Origin of the sequence: Nocardia asteroides, from assembly GCF_021183625.1 — a bacterium.
GTDB classification, from domain to species: domain Bacteria; phylum Actinomycetota; class Actinomycetes; order Mycobacteriales; family Mycobacteriaceae; genus Nocardia; species Nocardia asteroides_A.
On the sequence record NZ_CP089214.1, the window covers coordinates 990879 to 1014088 of the forward strand.

General features: G+C 72.0%; 17 protein-coding genes. 11 read left to right on the plus strand and 6 right to left on the minus strand.

What is annotated here, in order from left to right:
• Positions 1-224: 224 nt before the first annotated feature.
• Positions 225-1016: a TetR/AcrR family transcriptional regulator gene (locus tag LTT61_RS32595; protein ID WP_269821849.1), complete on the minus strand. Its 792-nt coding sequence runs from the start codon at positions 1014-1016 to the stop codon at positions 225-227.
• A gap of 248 nt (positions 1017-1264) precedes the next feature.
• On the opposite strand from LTT61_RS32595, the gene LTT61_RS04985 reads away from it, so the two are divergent.
• From LTT61_RS04985 to LTT61_RS05000, 4 genes are all read left to right on the plus strand, one after another.
• The gene (locus LTT61_RS04985; protein WP_233018750.1) at positions 1265-2629 is read left to right on the plus strand and encodes an MFS transporter; all 1365 of its coding nucleotides are present in this window, start codon (positions 1265-1267) and stop codon (positions 2627-2629) included.
• Between the two features lie 203 nt (positions 2630-2832).
• Positions 2833-3474, plus strand: coding sequence for a dihydrofolate reductase family protein (locus LTT61_RS04990; protein WP_233018751.1), 642 nt, complete (start codon positions 2833-2835; stop codon positions 3472-3474).
• Between the two features lie 103 nt (positions 3475-3577).
• Positions 3578-4423, plus strand: a complete 846-nt coding sequence (locus LTT61_RS04995) for a 3-hydroxybutyryl-CoA dehydrogenase (protein WP_233018752.1) — start codon at positions 3578-3580, stop codon at positions 4421-4423.
• 276 nt (positions 4424-4699) lie between these two features.
• On the plus strand, positions 4700-10159 hold the full coding sequence (locus tag LTT61_RS05000) for a carboxyl transferase domain-containing protein (RefSeq protein ID WP_233018753.1): 5460 nt from the start codon (positions 4700-4702) through the stop codon (positions 10157-10159).
• Positions 10160-10226: 67 nt separating this feature from the next.
• Here the strand turns inward: LTT61_RS05000 and LTT61_RS05005 are convergent, their stop codons facing one another.
• Positions 10227-11489, minus strand: coding sequence for a KasA/KasB family beta-ketoacyl-ACP synthase (locus LTT61_RS05005; protein ID WP_233018754.1), 1263 nt, complete (start codon positions 11487-11489; stop codon positions 10227-10229).
• A 177-nt stretch (positions 11490-11666) separates the two neighbouring features.
• Between LTT61_RS05005 and LTT61_RS05010 the strand changes: the two genes are divergently transcribed.
• From LTT61_RS05010 to LTT61_RS05020, 3 genes are read left to right on the plus strand one after another with little or no spacing between them, the layout of a single operon-like run.
• Positions 11667-13079: a basic amino acid/polyamine antiporter gene (locus tag LTT61_RS05010; RefSeq protein WP_233018755.1), complete on the plus strand. Its 1413-nt coding sequence runs from the start codon at positions 11667-11669 to the stop codon at positions 13077-13079.
• A gap of 12 nt (positions 13080-13091) precedes the next feature.
• Positions 13092-14327, plus strand: coding sequence for an arginine deiminase (locus tag LTT61_RS05015; protein WP_233018756.1), 1236 nt, complete (start codon positions 13092-13094; stop codon positions 14325-14327).
• A gap of 9 nt (positions 14328-14336) precedes the next feature.
• Positions 14337-14906, plus strand: a complete 570-nt coding sequence (locus LTT61_RS05020; protein WP_233018757.1) for an NAD-dependent epimerase/dehydratase family protein — start codon at positions 14337-14339, stop codon at positions 14904-14906.
• Between the two features lie 4 nt (positions 14907-14910).
• Here the strand turns inward: LTT61_RS05020 and LTT61_RS05025 are convergent, their stop codons facing one another.
• Together LTT61_RS05025 and LTT61_RS05030 are read right to left on the minus strand one after the other, a co-directional pair.
• Positions 14911-15558: an MspA family porin gene (locus tag LTT61_RS05025; RefSeq protein WP_233018758.1), complete on the minus strand. Its 648-nt coding sequence runs from the start codon at positions 15556-15558 to the stop codon at positions 14911-14913.
• Positions 15559-15937: 379 nt separating this feature from the next.
• Positions 15938-17740: a GNAT family N-acetyltransferase gene (locus LTT61_RS05030; RefSeq protein WP_233018759.1), complete on the minus strand. Its 1803-nt coding sequence runs from the start codon at positions 17738-17740 to the stop codon at positions 15938-15940.
• 151 nt (positions 17741-17891) lie between these two features.
• Between LTT61_RS05030 and LTT61_RS05035 the strand changes: the two genes are divergently transcribed.
• Positions 17892-18842: an adenylate/guanylate cyclase domain-containing protein gene (locus LTT61_RS05035; protein WP_233020877.1), complete on the plus strand. Its 951-nt coding sequence runs from the start codon at positions 17892-17894 to the stop codon at positions 18840-18842.
• Here LTT61_RS05035 and LTT61_RS05040 read toward each other — a convergent pair.
• On the minus strand, positions 18833-19321 hold the full coding sequence (locus tag LTT61_RS05040) for a nitroreductase family deazaflavin-dependent oxidoreductase (protein WP_233018760.1): 489 nt from the start codon (positions 19319-19321) through the stop codon (positions 18833-18835). The two genes, LTT61_RS05035 and LTT61_RS05040, sit on opposite strands and share 10 nt — an antisense overlap.
• A 75-nt stretch (positions 19322-19396) precedes the next feature.
• Here LTT61_RS05040 and LTT61_RS05045 point away from each other — a divergent pair, with 75 nt between their 5' ends.
• The 3 genes from LTT61_RS05045 to LTT61_RS05055 all read left to right on the plus strand — a co-directional run bounded on the left by LTT61_RS05045 (position 19397) and on the right by LTT61_RS05055 (position 22225).
• A complete protein-coding gene (locus LTT61_RS05045; protein ID WP_233018761.1) occupies positions 19397-20065 on the plus strand; it encodes a TetR/AcrR family transcriptional regulator C-terminal domain-containing protein in 669 nt (222 codons plus the stop codon).
• A gap of 79 nt (positions 20066-20144) precedes the next feature.
• Positions 20145-20975, plus strand: a complete 831-nt coding sequence (locus LTT61_RS05050) for an alpha/beta fold hydrolase (RefSeq protein WP_233018762.1) — start codon at positions 20145-20147, stop codon at positions 20973-20975.
• Positions 20972-22225 carry a PP2C family protein-serine/threonine phosphatase gene (locus LTT61_RS05055; protein ID WP_233018763.1) on the plus strand — a complete coding sequence of 418 codons (1254 nt, stop codon included), beginning with the start codon at positions 20972-20974 and terminating at the stop codon, positions 22223-22225. The genes LTT61_RS05050 and LTT61_RS05055 overlap by 4 nt, the downstream gene beginning before the upstream one ends.
• Here LTT61_RS05055 and LTT61_RS05060 read toward each other — a convergent pair.
• Positions 22204-23187 (minus strand): alpha/beta hydrolase, encoded by a 984-nt coding sequence (locus LTT61_RS05060; RefSeq protein WP_233018764.1) that lies wholly within the window; start codon positions 23185-23187, stop codon positions 22204-22206. The two genes, LTT61_RS05055 and LTT61_RS05060, sit on opposite strands and share 22 nt — an antisense overlap.
• Between the last annotated feature and the right edge of the window lie 23 nt (positions 23188-23210).

Consider the following 23210-nt stretch of genomic DNA (forward strand, 5'->3'; position numbering starts at 1 on the left):
GCCGTCGGCGACGCTCGTGCGCCTTCGAGACTCCCTGCGGGAGTACGGCTTCCGTCTTGAAGAAGGTATGTCCGGGGGTTGCCGACCGGCACCCCTAACGGGACGAGTCCCCTCCCCTAACGCGGCGGCAGCGTAGGGGGTGCACCGGAGCGACAACCACAGTTGTCAGTGCGGCGCCCGAAGCGCACCCGCCAAGCGACACCCTGGGATGACAACTCAAGTTGTCATCCCAGGGTGTCGGCGCTGTGCGGCCACCGCTTGCGCGCAGCCTGCCTGCTCATCCCGAGAGCGCGGCCGATATCGCCGTAGGACGCCCCGGCGGCCAGCGCCGCCCTGGCGCGTTCGTCCACCCGCTCGGCCGCCGACCGGCGCTCGGCCTCAGCCTCGACCAGGGCATCCAGCGCCGACTCCGGCTCCGCGGCCGCTCCGGGCGGATCCGCGACGACCAGCGGACGCAGGCAGGGGCCGAGCAGTTCGACGAGCCGCTCCGCCGGTGCGTCGGCCACCCCCGGGATCGGCACCATGTACCGCGCCAGCAGAACCCCCAGGACAAGCGTGCCGATGAGGGCGGAGCGCCGCTCGGCATCCGCACCGACCACGACCCGCGTCCACGGGCTGCTCTCGGGATTCATGATCGCGCAGCGCACCGCGTGGGCGGCCTCGGGATGGGTGAGCATGGAGCGCAGCACCGGCATGGTCCGGTCGTCCTTGCGGTCCACATCGGCGAACGCGTGCCGCAGCAACCGCTCCCCCAGCTCCTCCGGCGGCCCCTCCAGCGCGTCGTCGAGGGTGACCGGGATGCCCGCGACCTGGTCGAACAGTGCACCCTTCGTCCCGAAGTGCTGCATCACCAGCGCCGGGTCGACCTCGGCCTGCTGCGCGATGGCCCGCACCGTCGTCTCCAGGTAGCCGCGCTCGGCGAAGAGCTCACCGGCGGCGTCGAGGATCGCCTGCCTGGTCTGGCTGCGCCGTTCGGCCCGGCTGACCGGAAGGCTGTCGATGTCGTGCACGGTCACAGCACCCTCACTCAACGGTTGTAGACGATAAGCCGCGCGGCCTCTATGCTGAGTCCAGTCTACAAGCGTGGAGCAACAGCGCAGGGCCGCGTCACCGCCCACGCCCTCCGATTCCGTCGAACGGACCGTCTATGACCAGCCGAGATACCCAATCGACCGCGCACGTACCGGATCCCGCCCCCGCTGCGGACAGGCGAGAAACCGATCCGCCGCGCACCGGTGACCGCAGACTCGCAATCGTCCTCGGTGTGATCGTGACCTGTCAGCTCATGGTCGCGGTGGACAGCAACGTGGTCAATATCGCCCTGCCCGAGATCCAGTCGGGGCTCGGCATGTCCGCGCTCGCGCTGGCGTGGGTCTTCAGCGCGTACTCCCTGGCCTACGGCGGACTGCTGCTGCTCGGCGGCCGCGCCGGCGACATCCTCGGCAGACGGCGGATGTTCATCTGGGGCCTGTCCCTCGTCGTCGCCGCCTCCGTGCTCGGCGGCATCGCCCCGAACGAGGCCGTGCTCATTGCCGCGCGCGCCCTGCAGGGTGCGGGCTTCGCCTTCGCCGGCCCCGCCGCGCTGTCGATGATCGCGGCGACCTTCGCCGACGGCCCGGAGCGCACCAGGGCACTCGGGGTGTTCTCCATGGTCACCGGCTTCGGCATCACCCTCGGGCTGGTCCTCGGCGGCGTGCTCACCACGCTGAGCTGGCGGCTGGTGTTCTTCATCAACGTGCCGATCGGGCTGGTGACCATCCTGCTCGCGGCCAGGTACCTCACCGAGACCGAACGCCACCGCGGCCGATTCGACCTGCTCGGCGCGATCGTCTCGACCCTGGGCATGGTCGGCATCGTCTACGGCCTCACCAACGGCGCGAACGGCTGGACCGACCCCGCCACCCTCGCACCGATACTCACCGGCCTCGCCCTGGTGGCGCTGTTCGTCCGCATCGAACGCCGCGCCGCCCAACCGATCATGCCGCTGCGGCTGCTGCACGACCCGGTCCGCGCGGGCGCCTACCTGACCTTCGTCCTGCTCATGGCCTCCATGGCGGGCACCTACATCCTGCTCTCGCTCTACCTCCAGGACGCGCTCGGCTTCGGCCCGCTCCAGGCCGGGCTGGCCTTCCTGCCAATGGCCGCGGTCCAATTCGCCGTGGCGAAGACCGCACCCGCGCTCATCGCGCGGTTCGGGCGCGGACCGATGCTGCTCACCGGTGTGCTCCTGATGATGCTGGAAGCGGTGTGGCTGACCACCACCAGCGAGTCGAGCAATTACGTGACCGGTGTCCTCGGCCCGTTCGTCCTGCTCGGCGCCGGGCTCAGCCTCGCCTTCGTCACCCTGAACCTGACAGTGCTCGGCGGGCTGGAACCCCGGGACATGGGTGCGGCCTCCGGGCTGCTCCAGGCCACCCAGCAGATCGGGCTCTCCCTCGGCGTCGCGGTACTGACCACGCTCTACCAGTCCGCCGGCGACCAGCACCCGAACGGCGCCGCAGGCAGCAGGGAAGTACTGGCACACGGCCTTTCCACGGCGGTGCTCGCGGCCGTCGGTTTCACGGGGGCGGCGTTGCTCATCGGCTTGTTCGTCGCCAGGCGCACGCCGAAGACGGCTGCCGCCCGATGACGCCGTCAGGCGGCGCCGCGCTGTCCGAGCGCCTGTGGGTGCGGGCCACCGACCCCGGCCTCGACCTCGACCTCGCCACGGCGTTCGGTGCGGCGTAGCCGGCTCGGCTCCGTCCCACCGAGAGCCGCACCCGTAGGCCGACCGATGAGTTCGCGCCGCCACGGCCGTCGAAACTCGTGACACCAACGGGAAAGGACAGCACCATGGCGGAGCTTCTCGGCGACTTCATCACCTCCCTCGACGGCTACGCGTCGGGAGCGGGCTGGCCCGGGTTCTGGGGCCTCGAGGGTCCGGAGTACCTCGCCTGGCTCGGCGAACAGCCGGAGGCCACCCACCTGATGGGGGCGAACACCTACCGCCTGATGTCGGGCTTCGCCACCGGCGCGGTCCCCGACGGCCAGGACGAGTTCCGGCCGGACGAGCAGGCGTCCGTCGACGGGCTCACGGCAGCACCCAAGGTGGTCTTCTCCTCCTCGCTCGAACAGCCGTTGACGTGGGCCAACTGCACACTCGTGCGCGACGACGCGGTCGAGGCGGTCCGCGGCATGAAAGCGCGTGGCCCTGGCCTCCTCACCACGATCGGCAGCCTGAGCCTGTGCCGCTCCCTGCTGCGCGCCGGGCTCGTCGACCGATTCCGGGTCGTGATGTTCCCGGTCATCACCGGCGCCACCGGCGCGGAGCGGATCTACGACGGCTATCCCGATATCGCGCTCGAGATGATCGAACACCGCACCTTCGACGGCGGCATCCAGTTGGTCGAGTACCGGCCACGCGTCCTCGACCATCCCCCGCTCGGTGCGCCGACCACGGTGCCGGCACAGCACGAAGCGCCCTCGCCGTCGTAACACTGCACAACAGGTGCCCCCGATGGTGCGGCAGCGCAGCTACATCGGGCACGATTCATGCGCCACAACAACGTGTGGCGACACATCGCCCGGGAGGTTCACAGTGCGGAAGATCGGCGTTGTCGGCGGCGGCACCATGGGTGCCGGAATCGCGGAGGTCTGCCTGCGGGCGGGCAGCGATGTCGTGATCCTCGAGGTCAAGAGCGAGTACGCCGACGCCGCGCGCCGGCGGGTGCGGGACTCCCTCGACCGGGCGGTACGCAAGGGCAAGCTCGCCGAGGCGGACGCCGCGGCGGTGCTCGAGCGGCTGCGGGTGAGCACCGACTACAGCGACCTGGCCGAGCGCGACCTCGTCATCGAGGCCGCGCCCGAGATCGAGGAGCTCAAGCGGCAGATCTTCACCCGGCTCGACGAGGTGACCGGCAAGGACACGATCCTGGCCACCAACACCTCCTCCATCCCGGTGATCAAGATGGCCACCGCCACCCGCAGGCCCGAGCGGGTCGTCGGCGTGCACTTCTTCAACCCCGTCCCGGTGATGCCGCTGGTCGAGATCATCTCGACCCTCGTCACCGACGACGACGCCGCCGGGGCCGTCGCCGACTACGTCACCGGCACCCTCGGCAAGACGGCCGTGCGCGCCGGGGACCGGGCCGGGTTCATCGTCAACGCCCTGCTCATCCCCTACCTGTGCCAGGCAGTGCGGATGCTCGACTCCGGCTACGCCTCGGCCGAGGACATCGACACCGCCATGAAGGGCGGCTGCGGCTACCCCATGGGCCCGCTGACCCTGCTCGACACCATCGGCCTCGACGTCGCGCTCTCGGCCGCGGAGTCGCTGTACGGCGAGTTCGCCGAGCCGCATCAGGCGCCGCCCGCGCTGCTGCGCCGCATGGTCGATGCCGGGCACCTCGGGAAGAAGTCCGGTCGCGGGTTCTACCGGTACTGACCACGACGCGAAGACGGGTCGCGGGCGCGAGCATCCGCGCCCGCGGGGGAACGAGGACGCGCCCGGGAAGCGAAACCGCGCTCGGCGGGTTCCGCCCGGCCACCCGTGCGCCTACGCTGCGAAACGTCACTCCCCGGCGATAGAAAAGACAACATACGCACGGGTAACCGCAGATCGGCGTGAGGTTACGGCACCGTAGGGTGCACACTGGGCGCACTCGGGAGGCGCGTCCCCCTCGCCCACCGTACCGATCTCAGGAGAGGAAGGATTCGTCGAGTGTTCAGCCGCATCGCCATCGTGAACCGGGGCGAGGCCGCCATGCGCCTCATCCACGCCGTCCGGGACCTGGCCGCGGAGACGGCGGTACCCATCGAGACCGTCGCTCTGTATACCGATGTCGACCGGAACGCGACGTTCGTGCGCGAAGCCGATATCGCCTACGACCTCGGTCCGGCCGCTGCCCGCCCCTACCTCGACCTGAAGGTCCTCGAGCAGGCGCTGCGCGCCACCGGGGCGGATGCCGCCTGGGTCGGCTGGGGCTTCGTCGCAGAGGATCCCGCCTTCGCCGAGCTCTGTGAGCAGATCGGCATCACCTTCATCGGCCCGAACGCCGACGCCATGCGCCGGCTCGGCGACAAGATCGGCGCGAAGCTGATCGCCGAGGAGGTCGGCGTCCCGGTGGCGCCGTGGAGCCGCGGCGCGGTCGACTCCGTCGACGCCGCGCTCGCCGCCGCCGAGCAGATCGGCTACCCGCTGATGCTGAAGGCGACCGCCGGCGGCGGCGGCCGCGGCATCCGGGTGATCACCAACGGCGACGAGCTGGTCGACGCCTACGAGCGCACCAGGCAGGAGGCGGCGCGCGCCTTCGGCAGCGGCGTCGTCTTCCTGGAGCGCCTGGTCACCGGCGCGCGGCACGTCGAGGTGCAGGTCATCGCCGACGGCCAGGGCACGGCGTGGGCGCTCGGCGTGCGCGACTGCTCGGTGCAGCGGCGCAACCAGAAGATCATCGAGGAGTCGGCCTCGCCGGTGCTCTCGGCCGAGCAGACCGCCGAGCTCAAGTCCTCGGCCGAGCGGCTCGCCGTGCGGGTCGGGTACCGCGGCGCGGCGACCGTCGAGTTCCTGTACCACCCCGGCGACCGGCTCTTCGCCTTCCTCGAGGTGAACACCCGGCTCCAGGTGGAGCACCCGATCACCGAGCTCACCACCGGCTTCGACCTGGTCCGCGCGCAGCTGCACGTGGCGTCGGGCGGGAAGCTCGAGGGCACCCCGCCCGCCGAGCGCGGCCACGCCATCGAGGCCAGGCTGAACGCCGAGGACCCGGATCGCGACTTCGCGCCCGCGCCCGGCCGGATCGCCCGGCTCGACCTGCCCGCGGGGCCCGGCATCCGGGTGGACACCGGCGTCAGCGAGGGCGACACCATCCCCGCCGACTTCGACTCCATGATCGCCAAGATCATCGCCTACGGCAGCAACCGCGAGCAGGCGCTGGGCCGGCTGCGCCGGGCCATGCAGCAGACCCGCGTGGTCATCGAGGGCGGCGCCACCAACAAGAGCTTCGTGCTCGACCTGCTTGCCCAGCCCGAGGTGATCGATGCCAGCGCCGACACCGGCTGGATCGACCGGGTGCGCACCGAGGGCCGGCTGATCTCGCACCGGCACTCCACCGTCGCCGTCGCCGCCGCCGCCATCGACGCCTACGAGGAGGAGGAGCGGGTCGAGCGCGACCGGCTGCTCTCCACCGCCGCGGGCGGGCGCCCGCAGGTGCAGCACCAGAGCGGCCGCCCGCACGATCTCGAGCTGCGCGGCGTCGCCTACCGGGTGCGGGTCGCGCGGATCGGCGCGCACCGCTTCCGGGTCGGCGTCGAGGCCGGCGACGACCTGCGCACCGCCGACGTGGATCTGGAGCGCTTCGACCACCACACCGGCCAGATCGTGGTCAACGGCACCCGCTACCGGCTCACCACCGGCACGCACGGCCCCGTGCACCTGGTCGACGTGGACGGCGTCACGCACCGGATCAGCCGGGCCGAGGGCGGCATCGTGCGCTCCCCCGCGCCCGCGCTGGTCGTCGCGACCCCGCTGCAGGTCGGCGACGAGGTCGAGGCCGGGGCCCCGGTGCTGGTGCTGGAGTCCATGAAGATGGAGACGGTGCTGCGCGCGCCGTTCCGGGCCAGGCTCAAGGAGTCCGCGGTCACCGTCGGCACCCAGGTCGAGACCGGCGCCCCGCTGCTGCGGCTGGAGCCGCTCGCGGACGAGGGCGACGAGGCCGAGGTCGTCGAGGAGCAGACCGTCGAGCTGGACCTGCCGGAGCAGCCGGTCCCGGCGCAGCCGCACGAGCGGGTCGGGCGCGGGCTGCAGGATCTGCGCAGCCTGCTGCTCGGCTTCGACGTCGACCCGCACGACGACCGCCGGGTGCTCGCCGAGTACCTCGCCGCCCGCCGCGCCGCGGCCGCCGACAACCGGCGCCCGCTGTCGGAGGAGGTCGAGCTCATCGAGGTCTTCGCCGACATCGCCGAGCTCGGGCAGAACCGCTCCCCCGAGGAGGACGGCGGCGGGCACAACCACGTGCACAGCGCCCGCGAACACTTCCACACCTACATGCAGAGCCTGGATGTCGAGCGCGCCGGGCTGCCCGAGCCCTACCGGGTCAAGCTGGCCAAGGCGCTCGGCCACTACGGCGTCACCGAGCTGGACCGCACGCCCGACCTGGAGGCCGCGGTCTTCCGCATCTTCCTGGCCCAGCAGCGCCCGGCCGACACCGTCGAGGTGATCACCGCGCTGCTGCGCGAGTGGCTGGCCGAGCCGACCCCGGAGCGCGCGCTGCGCGAGCCGGTCGGGCTGGCGCTGGAGCGCCTGGTCGGCGCCACCCAGGTGCGCTTCCCCGCCATCGCCGACCTGGCCCGCGGCCTGGTCTACTCCTGGTACGGCCAGCCGCTGCTGCGGCGCAACCGCGCCGAGGTCTACACGAAGGTGCGCAAGCACCTGCGGCACCTGGACGCCGAGCCGGCCGCCGCCGACCGCGCCGACCGGATCGCGGAGATGGTGCGCAGCACCGAGCCCCTGGTCCGGCTGCTGGGTCAGCGCCTGGTCCGCCGCGGCGATCTGGACAACACCGTCATGCTCGAGGTGCTGACCAGGCGCTACTACGGCAACAAGGGGCTCACCGACGTCCGCACCCAGCAGGCGGGCGGCAACACCTTCGTCGTCGCCGAGCGCAAGGGGCTGAGCCTGGTCTCGGCCGCGGTGCGGTTCGACGCGCTGGACGCCACGCTCACCGGGCTCACCGAGCTGGCCGGTGGCGCCGCCTCCATCGAGGCCGACATCTACCTGAGCTGGGAGGGGCAGCCGGAGGATTTCGACGCCACCGCCGCCGTCCTGCAGGACGTGCTCGCGACGCGGGCGCTGCCGCACCAGGTGCACCGGATCACCATCACCGTCGCGGGCAGCGGCGGGGCGGTCATGCACCACCACTTCACGTTCCGCCCGTCGGCCACCGGCATGGCCGAGGAACGGCTCATCCGCGGCCTGCACCCCCACATCGCGCAGCGCATGCAGATGACCAGGCTGCGCAAGTTCGACCTGACCCGTCAGCCCTCCTCCGACGAGGAGGTGTACCTGTTCCGCAGCGTGGCGAAGGAGAACCCGGCCGACGAGCGGCTGGTCGCCTTCACCCAGGTCCGCGACCTGACGGCGCTGCGCGACCACGAGGGCAGGCTGCTCGCGCTGCCCACCGCCGAGAACACCGTGGCCGCCTGCCTGGACTCGATTCGCAGGGCGCGCGCGCTGCGCCGCTCGGCGGCGAAGTTCAACACCAACCGGATCGTCATGTACATCTGGCCGCCGGTCGACCTGACCAGGGCCGAGCTGGACACGCTCGTCGAGCGCATCCAGCCGGCCGGTGCCGGGCTGGAGGAGATCCTGATCATCGCGCGGCACACCGAGCCGAAGACCGGTGAGCTGGTCAAGGTCGCGGTGCGGATCGGCTTCGACCAGACCGGCACCACCGTGCGCATCGGCGAGCGCACCGACGAGGCGGTCGAGCCGCTGGACGAGTACCGGCAGAAGGTGCTGCGCGCCGCGAGCCGCAACACCGTCTACCCGTACGAACTCACCGGCCTGCTGGGCGATTTCGCCGAGTACGACCTGGACGCCGCGCACGCGCTGGTCCCGGTCGACCGGCCGAAGGGCCGCAACAAGGCGGCGATCGTCGCGGGCGTGGTCAGCACGAAGACCGCGCATCATCCGGACGGCGTCACCCGCGTGGTGCTGCTCGGCGACCCGATCAAGTCGCTGGGCGCGCTCTCCGAGCCGGAGTGCCGCCGGGTGATCGCGGCGCTGGACCTGGCCGAGCAGATGCGGGTGCCGCTGGAGTGGTACGCGCTCTCCTCCGGGGCCCGGATCTCGATGGACTCCGGCACCGAGAACATGGACTGGGTGGCGGCCGCGCTCAAGCGGATCGTCGAGTTCACCCAGGACGGCGGCGAGATCAACATCGTGGTCACCGGTATCAACGTCGGCGCGCAGCCGTACTGGAACGCCGAGGCCACCATGCTCATGCACACCAAGGGCGTTCTGGTGATGACGCCGGATTCGGCCATGGTGCTCACCGGCAAGCAGGCGCTGGACTTCTCCGGCGGCGTCTCGGCCGAGGACAACTTCGGCATCGGCGGCTACGACCGGGTCATGGGCCCGAACGGCCAGGCGCAGTACTGGGCGCCGAACCTGACCGCCGCCCGCGACGTGCTGATGGCGCACTACGACCACACCTACATCGCGCCCGGTGAGCAGTCGCCGCGCCGCGTGCCGACCACCGACCCGGTCGGCCGCGACATCTCCGATTTCCCGCACACCGCGGCGGACAGCGATTTCAGCACGGTCGGCGAGATCTTCTCGGTGGCCAAGAACCCGGATCGCAAGAAGCCGTTCGACATCCGCACCGTCATGCGGGCCGTCGCCGACCAGGACCACGAGGTGCTGGAGCGCTGGGCGGGCATGGCCGACGCCGATACCGCGGTGGTGCAGGACGCGCGGCTGGGCGGCATCCCGGTCTGCCTGGTCGGCATCGAGTCGCGCGGGGTGCCGCGGCGCGGCTTCCCGTCCACCGACGGGCCGGACACCTACACCGCGGGCACGCTCTTCCCGCGGTCGGCGAAGAAGACCGCGCGGGCGATCAACGCGGCCAGCGGCAACCGGCCGCTGGTGGTGCTGGCCAACCTGTCCGGCTTCGACGGCTCCCCGGAGTCCATGCGCAAGCTGCAGCTGGAGTACGGCGCCGAGATCGGCCGGGCCATCGTCAACTTCGACGGCCCGATCGTCTTCACCGTGATCTCCCGGTACCACGGCGGCGCCTTCGTGGTGTTCTCCAAGACGCTGAACCCGAACATGACGGTGCTGGCGCTGGAGGGCTCCTTCGCCTCCGTGCTCGGCGGTGCCCCCGCCGCGGCCGTGGTGTTCTCGCACGAGGTGAACAAGCGCACCGCCGCCGACTCCCGGATCCGGGATCGGGAGGACCAGCTCGGCACGCTGGCAGGCACCGAGCGGGCCGCGCTCGCCGCCGAGCTGGACGAGCTCCGCGGGTCGGTGCGGGCCGAGAAGCTGGGCCAGGTCGCGGCCGAGTTCGACGCGGTGCACAGCATCCAGCGCGCCGTCCAGGTCGGCTCGGTCGACGCGATCATCTCCGCCGCCGAGCTGCGGCCGAAGATCATCGAGGCGATCGAGGCCAAGCTCGACGGCTGACCCGTTCGACGCCGAGGGCCGCCCGCTGGATTCAGCGGGCGGCCCTCGGGCATTTCGGCCGGGCGGCTCAGGCCCGGCCGAAGACCAGGGCCGTGTTGTGGCCGCCGAAGCCGAACGAGTTGTTCACCGCGTAGTCGATGCGGCCGCGGCGCGGCGCGCCTGCGACGATGTCGAGCGGAACCGCCGGGTCCTGGTTCTCCAGGTTCAGGGTGGGCGGGATGATCTCGTCGCGCAGGCTGAAGACGGTGAGCACCGACTCCAGTGCGCCGGAGGCGCCGATGGAGTGGCCGAGCGCCGATTTCGGCGCGTACACCGCCGGGTGCGTGCCCACCGCGTTCGCGATCGCCGACGCCTCCGCGGTGTCCCCGATCGGGGTGGCGGTGGCGTGCGCGTTCACGTGCCCGATATCGGAGCCCGCCAGCCCGGCCCGGCCCAGCGCCTTGGTGATGGCGCGCGCCGCGCCCGCGCCCTCCGGGTCCGGCGCCACCAGGTGGAAGCCGTCCGAGGTGACGCCCGCGCCGAGCAGCCGGGCCAGGATCGTCGCGCCGCGGGCCCGCGCGTGCGCCTCGGTCTCCAGTACCAGCAGCGCACCGGCCTCACCGAAGACGAAGCCGTCCCGGTCGGCGTCGAACGGCCGCGAGGCCGCGGCCGGGTCGTCGTTGCGGGTGCTCATGGCCCGCATCATGGAGAACGCCGCGATCGGCACCGGGTCGATGTAGCCCTCGACGCCGCCGGTCACCACGATGTCGGCGTCGCCCATGGCGATCATCTGCCAGGCGTTCGCGATCGCCTCCGACCCGGAGGAGCAGGCCGACACCGGCGTCACCACCCCGGCCCGCGCCCTCAGCTCCAGCCCGACCACCGCGGACGGCCCGTTCGGCATCATCATCTGCACCGCCAGCGGCGAGATCTTGCGATACCCGTGCCGCACCAGCGCATCCCGCGCGGCGACCACCGCGTCGCCGCCGCCCTGCCCGGTGCCGATGGCCACCGCCAGCCGGTCCCGATCCACCTCCGGGCTGCCCGCGGCCGCCCACACCTGCCTGCCGAGCACCGTCGCCAGCTGCTCCACGTAGGCGAGCCTGCGCAGCTCGACCCGGGAGAGCTCGGTGCTCGGCGGCACCTTCAGCGAACCGCCGATCCGTACCGGCAGCTCGTGCTCGGCGACCCACGGCTGGTCCAGCTTCGTGATCCCGGACTCGCCCGCGAGCAGCCTGCGCCAGGTCTCGTCGGCGGTGCCCGCCAGCGAGGTCGTCGCCGCCACCGCGGTGACCACCACATCCGGCCAGCTCCCGTCCGCGGCGAACGGATTGCGTACCGTCACAGTCAACTCCCCTTCTCCCGCCCGACCCCAGCCACCCTACGGACGCCCGCGCGCGGCGCGCAGCCCGCAGGGCTTCGCCTGGCGCGCGGAGTCAGCCGGCTCAGCCAATCAGCGAATTTCCAGCAACGCTCCCGTATAGTTCGGGACGACCTCCAGCACGTCCCCCGGACCGCACGGAGCTCCATGGACACCGACAAGACCGCGACCCGCACCATGTCGCTGCCGACCCTGGCCGCCATGGTGGTCGGCTCCATGGTCGGTGCCGGGGTCTTCTCGCTGCCCCGCAACTTCGGCCAGGCCACCGGCGGCTTCGGCGCGCTCGTCGCGTGGACCATCGCGGGCAGCGGAATGCTCATGCTGGCCTTCGTCTTCCAGCGGCTGGCCATCCGCCGCCCCGACCTGGACGCGGGGATCTACGCCTACGCCAAGGCGGGCTTCGGCGAGTACCCCGGCTTCTTCGCCGCCTTCGGCTTCTGGGCCAGCACCTGCGTCGGCAACGTCACCTACTGGGTGCTGATCAAGTCGACGCTCGGGCAGGTGCTGCCGATCTTCGGCGAGGGCAACACGGTGCCCGCGGTGCTGCTGTCGTCGGTCTTCATCTGGCTGTTCCACACGATGGTGCTGCGCGGGGTCAGGGAGGCCGCCGCGATCAACCGGATCGTCACGATCGCCAAGCTGGTGCCGATCCTCTGCTTCGTGGTGATCGCGCTCTTCTACTTCGACGCGAGCGTCTTCGCCGACAACTTCTGGGGCGGCGAGGCGTACAGCGAGTCGCTGTTCGAGCAGGTGCGCTCGACCATGCTGGTCACCGTCTTCGTCTTCCTCGGCATCGAGGGCGCCAGCGTCTACTCGCGCTACGCGCGCCGCCGGGAGGACGTCGGCCGCGCCACCGTGCTCGGATTCCTCAGTGTGCTCGCCATTTTCGCCTCGGTGACCATGGTCGCCTACGGCATCCTGCCGCGCGCCGACCTGGCCGTCACCCGGCAGCCGTCCATGGCCCCGGTCCTGGAGTCGGTGGTCGGGCCGTGGGGGGCCTGGTTCATCAGCATCGGGCTGATCATCTCGGTGCTCGGCGCCTACCTGGCCTGGACGCTGCTCGCCGCCGAGGTGCTCTTCGTCGCCGCGCAGGACCACGACATGCCGAAGTGGCTGGCGCGCAGCAACGGGCAGGGCGTGCCATCGGCGGCGCTGCTGCTGACCACGCTGATGATCCAGGCGGTACTGGTGGTCACGCTCTTCTCCGAGGACGCCTTCGCCTTCACCCTGCAACTCACCAGCGTGCTCTCCCTGGTGCCGTACCTGCTCGCCGCCGGGTTCGCGCTGCAGCTCGCGCTCGGCGACGGGCGGCCGGGCCGCGGCCTCGCCGTCGCCGCCCTGGCCACCCTGTACACCGCGTTCCTCGTGTTCGCGGCAGGCGCGGACAACCTGCTGCTCGCCTGCCTGGTCTACGCGCCCGGCTCGATCCTGTTCGTGCTGACCCGCCGCGAGCAGGGCAGGCGGCCGTTCGCCGGCACCGAGTGGGTGCTGCTCGCCGTCTCGGTGGCGGGGGCGGTCGCCGGGATCGTGGCACTGGCGACCGGAACCATCACCATCTGACAAGGAGACGCCGTGACGGAATTCGGTGTGCACTCGGAGGTCGGCACCCTGCGCTCGGTGCTGGTCTGCGCGCCCGGCCTGGCGCACGAGCGGCTGACCCCGTCGAACTGCGACGACCTGCTCTTCGACGACGTGCTCTGGGTGCAGAACGCCCAGCGCGACCACTTCGACTTCGCCGCGAAGCTGCGCCAACGCGGCGTCGAGGTGCTGGAGCTGCACAACCTGCTCACCGAGACGCTCGCGCAGGACGGCGCGCGCGCCTGGATCCTGGACCGCGCCATCGTCCCGAACGAGGTCGGGCTCGGCCTGGTCGACGACACCCGCCGCTACCTGGAGACGCTCGACGACCGCGCGCTCGCCGTCCAGCTGATCGGCGGGCTCGCCACCGCGGACCTGCCCGCCGAGTTCCGCTCCGGCTACCTGGCGCTGGCCCGCGAGCAGGCGGGCGTGCGCGAGTACCTGGTGCCGCCGCTGCCGAACACGCTCTACACCCGCGACACCACCTGCTGGATCTACGGCGGCGTCACGCTCAACCCGCTCTACTGGCCGGCCAGGCACGACGAAACGCTGCTGATGAAGCTGCTCTACACCTTCCACCCGCGCTTCACCAGCGCCAGGATCTGGTGGGGCGACCCCGAGCGGGACTGGGGGCTCGCCACCTTCGAGGGCGGCGACGTCATGCCGGTCGGCAACGGGGTGGTGCTGATCGGCATGAGCGAGCGCACCTCACGGCAGGCCATCACCCAGGTCGCGAAGGCGCTCTTCGACGCGGGCGCCGCGCAGCGGGTGATCGTCGCGGGCATGCCGAAGCTGCGCGCCGCCATGCACCTGGACACCGTCCTCACCTTCGCCGACCGCGACCTGGTGACCGTCTTCCCCGACATCGTCTACGCGCTGCGCACCGTCTCGCTGTACCCGTCGGACCGAGCGTCGGGCATCGAGGTGGTCGAGGAGTCCGGCACCTTCCTCGAGGTGGTCGCCGCCGCGCTGAAGCTGCCCGCGCTGCGGGTGGTGGAGACCGGCGGCGGCTACTACGCCAACGAGCGCCAGCAGTGGGACAGCGGCAACAACCTGGTCGCGGTCGAGCCGGGGGTGGTCTTCGCCTACGACCGCAATACGCACACCAACACCGCGCTGCGGCGGCAGGGCATCGAGGTGATCACCATCGTCGGCGCCGAGCTGGGGCGCGGGCGCGGTGGCGGGCACTGCATGACCTGCCCGCTCATCCGGGACGCCGTTGAGTTCTAGGCTGGGCCGATGCGCATCTTCCTCGCCGGCGCCACCGGCGTGCTCGGAGTCCGGTTGCTGCCGTTGCTGATCGAGGCCGGGCACGTCGTCGCCGGGACCACCCGATCCGCCGCGCGCACCGCGCCGATCGCGGCGGCGGGCGCCGAGCCGGTGGTGGTCGACGTCTACGACGCGGCCGCGCTCACCGCCGCCGTCGCCGAGTTCCGCCCGGATCTGGTCATGCACCAGCTCACCGACCTGCCGGACGCCGCCGCCGATATTCCCGCGAGCGCCGCCGCCAACGACCGGATCCGCACCGAGGGCACCGCCAACCTGGTCGCCGCCGCCGGTGCCACCCGGTTCCTGGCGCAGAGCATCGCCTGGACTCCGGCGGGGCGGGCGGCGGTCATCGCCGCGCACGAGCGCGCGGTGCTCGAGATCGGCGGGGTGGTGCTGCGGTACGGCCAGCTCTACGGGCCCGGCACGTACTACGAGGCCGAGCCGCCCGCGCACCCGCGCATCCAGGTGGACGAGGCCGCCGCGCGCACGGTGGCGCTGCTGGAGGCCCCGTCCGGCATCGTCGTGCTCACCGAGGGGTGACGGGTCAGTTCACCTCGTAGGGCTTGCCGAGGGTGGTGACCGAGTCGCCGGTGTCGCTGACCACGGTCACGTACGGCTGCACGGTCGCGGTGCCGATCACGCCGGTGACGGTGCCGATGGAGTTGGTGAGCCGGACGCTGCCCTCGCTGCCGGTGATCCGGCCGCTGACCGCCTCGATCTGCCGGACGCCCGGGCCGAAGCCGGTCTCGATCTCGCCGGTGACGGTCGGGATCAGGTCGACGTCGAGCTTGGGGCCGGGGATACCGTTGTCGGTCTCGATGCCGACCCGCGGCGAGGTGTAGCCGAACTTGATCCGGCCGTCGACGGTGGCCGGGAAGCCGACCAGGTAGCCGATCTTGATGGTGCCCGCGAACTCGTCGGCCTTGTCGCCCTCGACGGTGAACTGCGCGGTGACGTCGTGGAACCACTGCCGGGTGAGCGGGTTGCGGTCCAGCGGCGGCACCGCGCGGATGGTGGTGTCGGCCTGGATCGCGCTGATCGTGCGCTGCTTGCCGTCGATCACCCGGTCGGTGCTGTCCACCCCCGCGAAGGCGGTGCCCGCGCCGAAGGTCAGGGCCATCGCCGCGGCGAGCCCCGCGGTGAGCAGCCCGGCCCGGTGGCCGCGGGTGGAGTGCGAGGTGGTTCGTGTCATGACAGTTCGTGTCCGTTCTTCATCGTGCGCGGTGCGGTGACCGAGGCGGGCGGCAGCGCCGAACCGGCTTGCCGGGAATTCGCGGAATACGATCACCACTGGCAGCGTGCCGAATTCCGGCGCTGTGCGCAGGGCGCCCCGACCCGTCCCGCGCGCGATGCGACGCGCGAGAACACGCGGAGCACCGGGCGATGACCCTTCCACACGTTGGGAAGTCGCGCGCGCCGGGCGATTGCCGCCCGCTTTCGTTCGCCCAGGTCGAGTGGGACGGACTGGCGGAAGCGGTTAATCGTTCACCCGCGTTTCAGACCGTGGCGGCGAAGTCTGCGTTTTCGCGCGCGGCGCGCGGGTGTGAGTGGGGTCACGGTGTGACGGCAGTCTACTTTCGGTCGGTCAGCACCACGTAGCCGATTCCGGCGGCCTCGTGCCGGGCGATTGCGGTGAAGCCGAGGTTCTCCAGGAGTCGTCGGCTGCGCCCGTTCCACTCCTGCACCACCGCGCGCATGGCGGTATCCGGGAATTCGCGGCGGACGGCGGCGAGCACCGTCTCGGCGAACGCGCGGCCGTGCCCCCGCCCCACCCAGCGCGGGTGCAGGCCGACTCCGATGTCGGTCACGCCGGGCACGGCGGCGAGGCCGGGGACACGGGCCTCGGGGCCGGTGCAGTAGAAGCCGAGCAGGGTGCCGTCCGGGGCCGCGACGGCGGTATAGCCGATGGGCGGCTCGGTGATGTCGTAGACGGCCGCCGGGCCGGGGTAGCGCCAGCGGGCGACGGCCTGCCCGTCGGCGGGCGTCATAGAACGGGTGCGCAGCGTCGCGGGCCAGTGCTCGACCCACCGCGGTAGCGGCTCGCGCGCGGCGCGCCACTGCTCCGGGACGCCGCGCAGCCCCGTGTGCGCGGCCACGATCCCGCCGACGATGGCGGCGGTGGTGTCGGCGTCGCCGCCCGCCTCGACGCAGGCGGTGATGGCGGCCGGGTAGTCGTCGAGAAAGGTGGCGGCGGCCCAGAGTGTGAAGGGAACGGTGTCCGCGGCGCTCACCCGCGCGCCGTTGCCGAGTTCGTAGGCGGCCTCGGCCACCGACCTGCCAAGCAATGCCGTAGCGCGCCGGACGCCTTCCGCGGTCGCGCCGTCTATCAGGTACGGCTCGACAGCTTGCAGCAAATCCACTGCGGGGCACGGTTCTCCGCGTGTCGCCGCGGCACGGCTCGCGGCGACCGCCACCGCCATCGCGCCGGCGATTGCCTCGGGATGCCGATGCGTCACCTCGGCCGAGAGCGCCGCCTGCGCCGCCGCCCGATCCGGATCACCCGCGAAGAACGCGCCGAGCGGCGCCACCCGCATGGCGGCCCCGTTCCCCCACGACCCGCGCCCGTCGAACGCCTCCCCCGCCGCCACCGCCCACGGCACGCCGTCCCTGATCCGGTGCAGCACCACCACCGACCCCGGCCCGTACCCGCGGTACGGCTCGCACCGCTGGGCGAACGCCATGGCCAGCGCATCCCGGTCGATCTCCCCACGCTCGCGCAGTTCGGTGACGACCGAGCAGGCCATCTCGGTGTCGTCGGTCCACTCCCACGGCGGGGCCGGTGGCCGTCCGGCGCGCAGCTCGTCGAAGGAGGTCCCCGGCACGAAGAACTGGGCGCCGAGCGCGTCGCCGACGGCGAGGCCGTCCAGGCTGTCCTGCGCGAGTTCGAGGGTCATGGCGCTGCTCATCCTGCCGATCCGGGCCGGAACCGGCAAGCACGGAGATATCTGCGGGGACGGGCTCGAGCGCCACTGGTTCGAGCAGACGGCGAAGCGCTCCACACCGGGGTACTTCTCGCCCAGTAACGTGACCGTGAAGCCGAGACGGCGGTAGAAGCCGACCGCGTCGGCGTCGGTCTCGGCCCGGATCGGCAGCTCCGGGAAGCGGCGCCGGAGTCCGTCGAGCAGGGCGGCGGCGAGGCCGCGGTGCCGGTGCTCCGGCGCGGTCGCCACGTGGAGCAGTTCGAGGTGGCCGGGGTGGATCCGGTACCCGGCGAGCGCGGCGGGCAAGCCGTGCGCGCGGGTCACGACGAGTTCGGCCGTGCCGCAGCGGTACGGGACGAGCGCGCGTTCGAGGCGTGCTTCCGCCCCGCCGGTGGCGAGTGCGATCAGGGCGCGAATACGCGGGTCGGCGGTGGAGGACGCAGGACCCGGCATTTCCCGGGGGCATTCCGGCGGCATCGGACCAGTCTCGCGGAGCAGGACGGCCGCGGCCGGGGTGGAACCGGCCCGCCCCCAAACCATCCGACCTCACCGTAAGGTGGTCGGGGTGGTATCGACCGAGGTCTCCGAGCTGGTGCGCTCGATCATGGAGTCGTATCTGCTCGGTGCCGAGCGCCGCTTCACCAGGGCGGAGGTGGCCGCGCAGGCGGGGGTGACGCCGGAGACGTCGCGCAAGCTCTGGAGCGCACTCGGCTTCCCGGCGGGCTCGGACGACGATGTCGAGTACACCGGGCTGGACGTGGCGGCGGTCCGGCTGTTCCGCGATCTCACGGTGTTCCAGTCGGCCGATCCGCGGGTGGTGGCGGCCTCGGCGCGCACGCTGGGGCAGAGCATGGCCCGGCTCACCGAGTGGCAGGCCGATCTGGTCACCACCGAGATCCTGGCCAGGGCCGCGCGCGCCGAGGGCGCATCGGCCGAATCGCTGCGCGAGGCAACCGAGTTCACCCTGGACGCCTTCGAGGAGCTGCAGCGCTACACCTGGCGCAGGCACCTCGCCGCCGCGGTCACCCGCTCGCTGGACGGCAGTACGGGCGCGGACCACATCCGCACGCTCGCGGTCGGCTTCGCCGACATGGTCGGCTACACCCGGCTCACCCGCCACCTGCACCCGGACGAATTGTCAACGCTGCTCGAGGCTTTCGAGTCGACGGCCGCCGCTGCGGTCACCGACAACGGGGGCTGGGTGATCAAGAACGTCGGCGACGAGGTGATGTTCGCGGCGGAGACGGTGCTGGAGGCGGCGCGGATCGCGGTGGCGCTGCAGGACTCGACCATGATGGTCGGCGGCACCCCGGACCTGCGGGTCGCCATCGCCTACGGGCCGGTGCTGCAGCGCTTCGGCGACATCTACGGCTCGACGGTGAACGCCGCGGCCCGGCTCACCGGCGTCGCCCGCCCGGGCACCACCCTGATCGACGACGCCGCGGCCGCCGAGCTGGTCGGCGAGCCCGAGTTCAGCACGCAGAACCTGCGCAGCGTGCGGGTGCGCGATTTCGACCGGCTGCGCCCGCACGTACTGCAATCGAATCAGCCGTGAACCGGAACCACCCGGTGCACCCGCAGGCACTGCCGCACCCCGAACACCCCGAGCATCACCCGCGCGCCGCGGGGTAGCAGCGCGCGCACCTCGGCGGTCTCGACCAGCTCCGGCCGGTCCACCGCGATCCGCTCGCCGCGCACGCCGACGGTCGCCGAGCCCGCCGCGAACACGTTGCGCATCCAGTCGGCGGTGGTGCCGTAGGGCAGCGCGATCACGAAGGCGTCACCGGCGGGCACCACATCCACCGGGGTGCTGTACTCGCGCCCGGACTTGCGGCCGACGTGCACGATCACCGCGGTGTGCGAGCTCTCGCTGCCCGCGGTGCCGATGACCCTGCGGTTGGTGACCCGCTTGTTGAGCTGCCGCACCGCCTTCACCACCGGCGGAATCTGCCAGCGCAGCCCGGCCCACAGCACCGCGAGCAGCAGCGGCACCACCGCCACCAGCGCGAGTACGACGACGAGCACGACCACCATGGTTCCTCCAGCCTCGGACTTACATCGTAAGTATCGTAGGCTTACACCGTAAGTACCGTCAATCCCGAGGTGTCGATGCCCCCACGCACGCCGCTCACCCGCGAGCACGTCCTGCGCGCCGCCGTCGCCTTCGCCGACGAGCACGGCATCGGTTCGCTGACCATGCGCCGGCTCGGCACCCTGGTCGGGGTGGAGGCCATGTCGCTGTACAACCACGTGCGCGGCAAGAGCGACCTGCTCGACGGCATGGTCGACCTGGTCTTCGCCGAGATCGAGCTGCCCGGCGCCGACGCGGACTGGGGGGACGCCATGCGCGCGCGGGCCCGATCGGCGCGGTCGGCGCTGGCCAGGCACCGCTGGGCGGTCGGGCTGATGGAGTCGAGGGCGGCGCCGGGGCAGGCGACGCTGCGGCACCACGACGCGGTCATCGGCTGCCTGCGCCGCGCCGGTTTCTCGCTGGAGCTGACCGCGCACGCGTATTCGGTCCTGGACAGCTACATCTACGGCTTCGCGCTGCAGGAGGCGGCGCTGCCGTTCGACGGAGGGGACGAGACCGCCGACGTGGCGAATCGGATCATGGCCACCCTGCCGACCGGGGACTATCCGTATTTCGCCGAGCTCGCCGAGCACCACGTGCTGCGCGCGGGGTACGACCACGGCGACGAATTCGAGTACGGCCTCGAGCTCATCCTGGACGGTTTGCGAAGCCGCGCGACGCCCCGAACGAACACGCGCATGAGCTAAAACGCTTGTTGGCGAATGATTTCCCCGGAGTTGCTCCGGTGTCGGTGGCTGCCGCTGCCCGGTCTGTCAGGATGGACGGATGAACGTGGTTGCGAGGAACCGGGTAGCGGTTTCCGGGCGCACCGGCACCCCGGTGGTGGTGCTGGCGCACGGCTTCGGCTGCGACCAGAACATGTGGCGGCTGGTGGCCCCGCTGCTCGAACCCGACTTCGCCGTGGTGCAGTTCGACCACGTCGGCGCGGGCGGCTCCGACCTCTCCGCGTGGAGCGCCGAGCGCTACGGCGAGATGCGCTCCTACGCCGAGGACGTCGTCGAGGTGTGCCGCGAGATCGGCCTCGGCCCGGTGATCTTCGTGGGGCACTCGGTGGCCGCGACCATGGGGGTGCTCGCCGCCGCGGCGGCGCCGGAGCTGTTCGCCGGGCTGGTGCTGCTCGCGCCGAGCCCGTGCTTCCTGGACGACCCGGCCACCGGCTACCGCGGCGGTTTCAGCGCCGCCGACATCGACGAGCTGCTGGAGTCGCTCGACGCCAACTACCTGGGCTGGTCCGGCGCGGCCGCCCCGATGATCATGGGCAACCCGGACCGGCCGGAGCTCGCCGCCGAGCTGGAGAACCAGTTCTGCCGCACCGACCCCACGATCGCGAGCGTCTTCGCCCGGGTCACCTTCCTCTCCGACAACCGCGGCGATCTGGCCGCGGTCCGGGTGCCGACGCTGGTGGCGCAGTGCTCGAACGATGCCATCGCCCCGCGCGAGGTGGGCGAGTTCGTGCACGCCGAGATCGCGGGCAGCACGCTGGTCACGCTGAACGCGACCGGGCACTGCCCGCAGCTCGCCGCGCCGGAGGAGACCGCCGCGGCGATCCGCGCCTTCGTCACCGGGCTGGACGCTCCGGGGGGCGGGCCGTCATGATCGGCGCCGCCGGGGAGTTCGGCGCCCGCCACACGCGGGGTGCCGCGGACGCGGCGGAGTTCTCCGCGCTGCTGGAGGACAGCACCGACGACCTCTATGAGAACGCGCCCTGCGGCTACCTCTCGACGCTGCTGGACGGCCAGATCGCCAAGGTCAACACCACCCTGCTCGACTGGCTCGGCTACCCGCGCGAGGAGCTGGTCGGGCGGCGGTACTTCAACGACCTGCTGACCGTCGGCGGGCGGCTCTACCACGAGACCCACTTCGCGCCGCTGCTCCGGATGCAGGGCGAGGTCAAGGGGATCGCGCTGGAGCTGCGCACCGCCGACGGCGAGCGGCTCCCGGTGCTGCTCAGCTCGGTGGTGAAGTCGGGGGCGGACGGGCAGCCGCAGCTCATCCGCACCACCGTCTTCGACGCCAGGGACCGCCGCGCCTACGAGGCCGAGCTGCTGCGCGCCCGGCGCGAGGCCGAGCGGGAGCGCGAGCGGCTGCAGCGGGTCAACACCATCCTGCAGCGCACCCTGCTGCCACCCGCGCTGGAGGCGGTGCCCGGCCTCGACGTGGCCGCGCACTACCACATCGCCTCGCTCGACGAGGTCGGCGGCGACTTCTACGACCTGTTCCCGCAGGGGCCGGGGCGCTGGGGTTTCTTCCTCGGCGACGTCTGCGGCAAGGGCGCGGGCGCGGCGGCGCTCACCTCCCGGGTGCGGTACACGCTGCGCGGGGCGGCGGTGCACGACCCGGAGCCGGATTCGGTGCTCAGCAGGCTGAACCGGGTCATGCTCGACTCGCACCACCCGGACGACCCGCGCTTCTGCACCGTCCTCTACGGCCAGCTCACGCTCGGCCGGGACGCCGCGCACATCGCCCTGGCCGGCGGCGGGCACCCGGCCGCGCTGCTGCTGCGCGCCGACGGCAGCGCCGAATTCCTGCCCACCGCGGGCGGTCAGCTCATCGGGGTGCTGCCGGAGGCCGACATCACCACCGTCAGCACCATGCTGCGCCCCGGCGACACCCTGCTGCTCTACTCCGACGGGCTGATCGAGGCGCGCACCGGCCCCGCCGACGTCTACGGCGAGGAGGCGCTGCTCGCCTTCGTCCGCGACCTGGCCCCGGTCACCGCCACCGAACTCGTCGCCGCGCTCCGCGGCCTGCTCGCCGAGCTCGGCGGCGGCGTCATCGACGACGCCGCGCTCCTCGCCCTGCACCTGCTCCCGGCCGAGGTAGGTCAGTTCGTGCCGATGGATTGAGCCAGGAAGGGCCAGCTGGTGCGGAGGTCGTCCTCCCAGTAACCCCAGGAGTGGGTGCCGGTGGGGCGGTCGTCGAGGGTGACCGGGATGTTCAGTTCTCGCAGCCGGTCGGTGAGGTTGATCGTGCAGTAGCGGATGGCGGCTTCGATGGGGCCGCCGAAGGCGAGCTGGACGGGGAGCGGGATGCGGCCGTCCCGGACGCGCGGGTCGGCGGCGTTGTCGTGCGGGCCGGGGAGGCCGCTGCCGGTGCTGAGGTAGACGGCGGTGCCGCGCAGCCCCTCGGCGTTGAGCAGCGGGTCGTTGGCGCGCCAGAGCGGGTCGGAGGCGGGGCCCCACATGTTCTCGACGCTCTGCCCGCCGCCCCAGTTCTCCACCGTGATCCGGACGAATTCGTGGCCCACCGGGTCCGAGGTCTGGGCGCAGCCGCTGTAGGAGGCGACGCTGTTCCAGAAGCCGGGCTTGGCGATGGCGAGGTTCAGCACCGAGGTGCCGCTCATGGAGACCCCGGCGAGCGCGCGGTTGCCGTCGGCGTTCAGATACGCCTCGATGACCGGCGGGAGCTCCTCGTTCAGGAAGGTCTGCCACCTGTTGTAGCCGAGGACGGCGTCCGCGCGGATCCAGTCGGTGTAGTAGGAGTTGCTGCCGCCGTAGGGGGTGACCACGTTGACGTCGCGGTCGCGGAGGAAGCCGACGGCGTCGGTCTGCGCGTCCCAGCCGCTGCCGTTCGGGCCACCGCCGGAGCCGTTGAGCAGGTACAGCGTCGGCCGCGGGGTGCTCGCGGCGGCGCGGATGACCTGCACGGTGATCGGCCGGTTCATCGCGGGCGAGAAGACCTGCACGTTCTGCTGCCGGTCGTTCACCTGCTCTGCCCCGACGACGCGCGCGCCGGGGGCGGCGGTGGCGCCGCCCGCGGTGCCCATCAGCCCGGCGGCGCCGAGCGCGCCCGCCAGGGCGAGGCGCATGAGCGCCGTTCGTGCCGATCGCG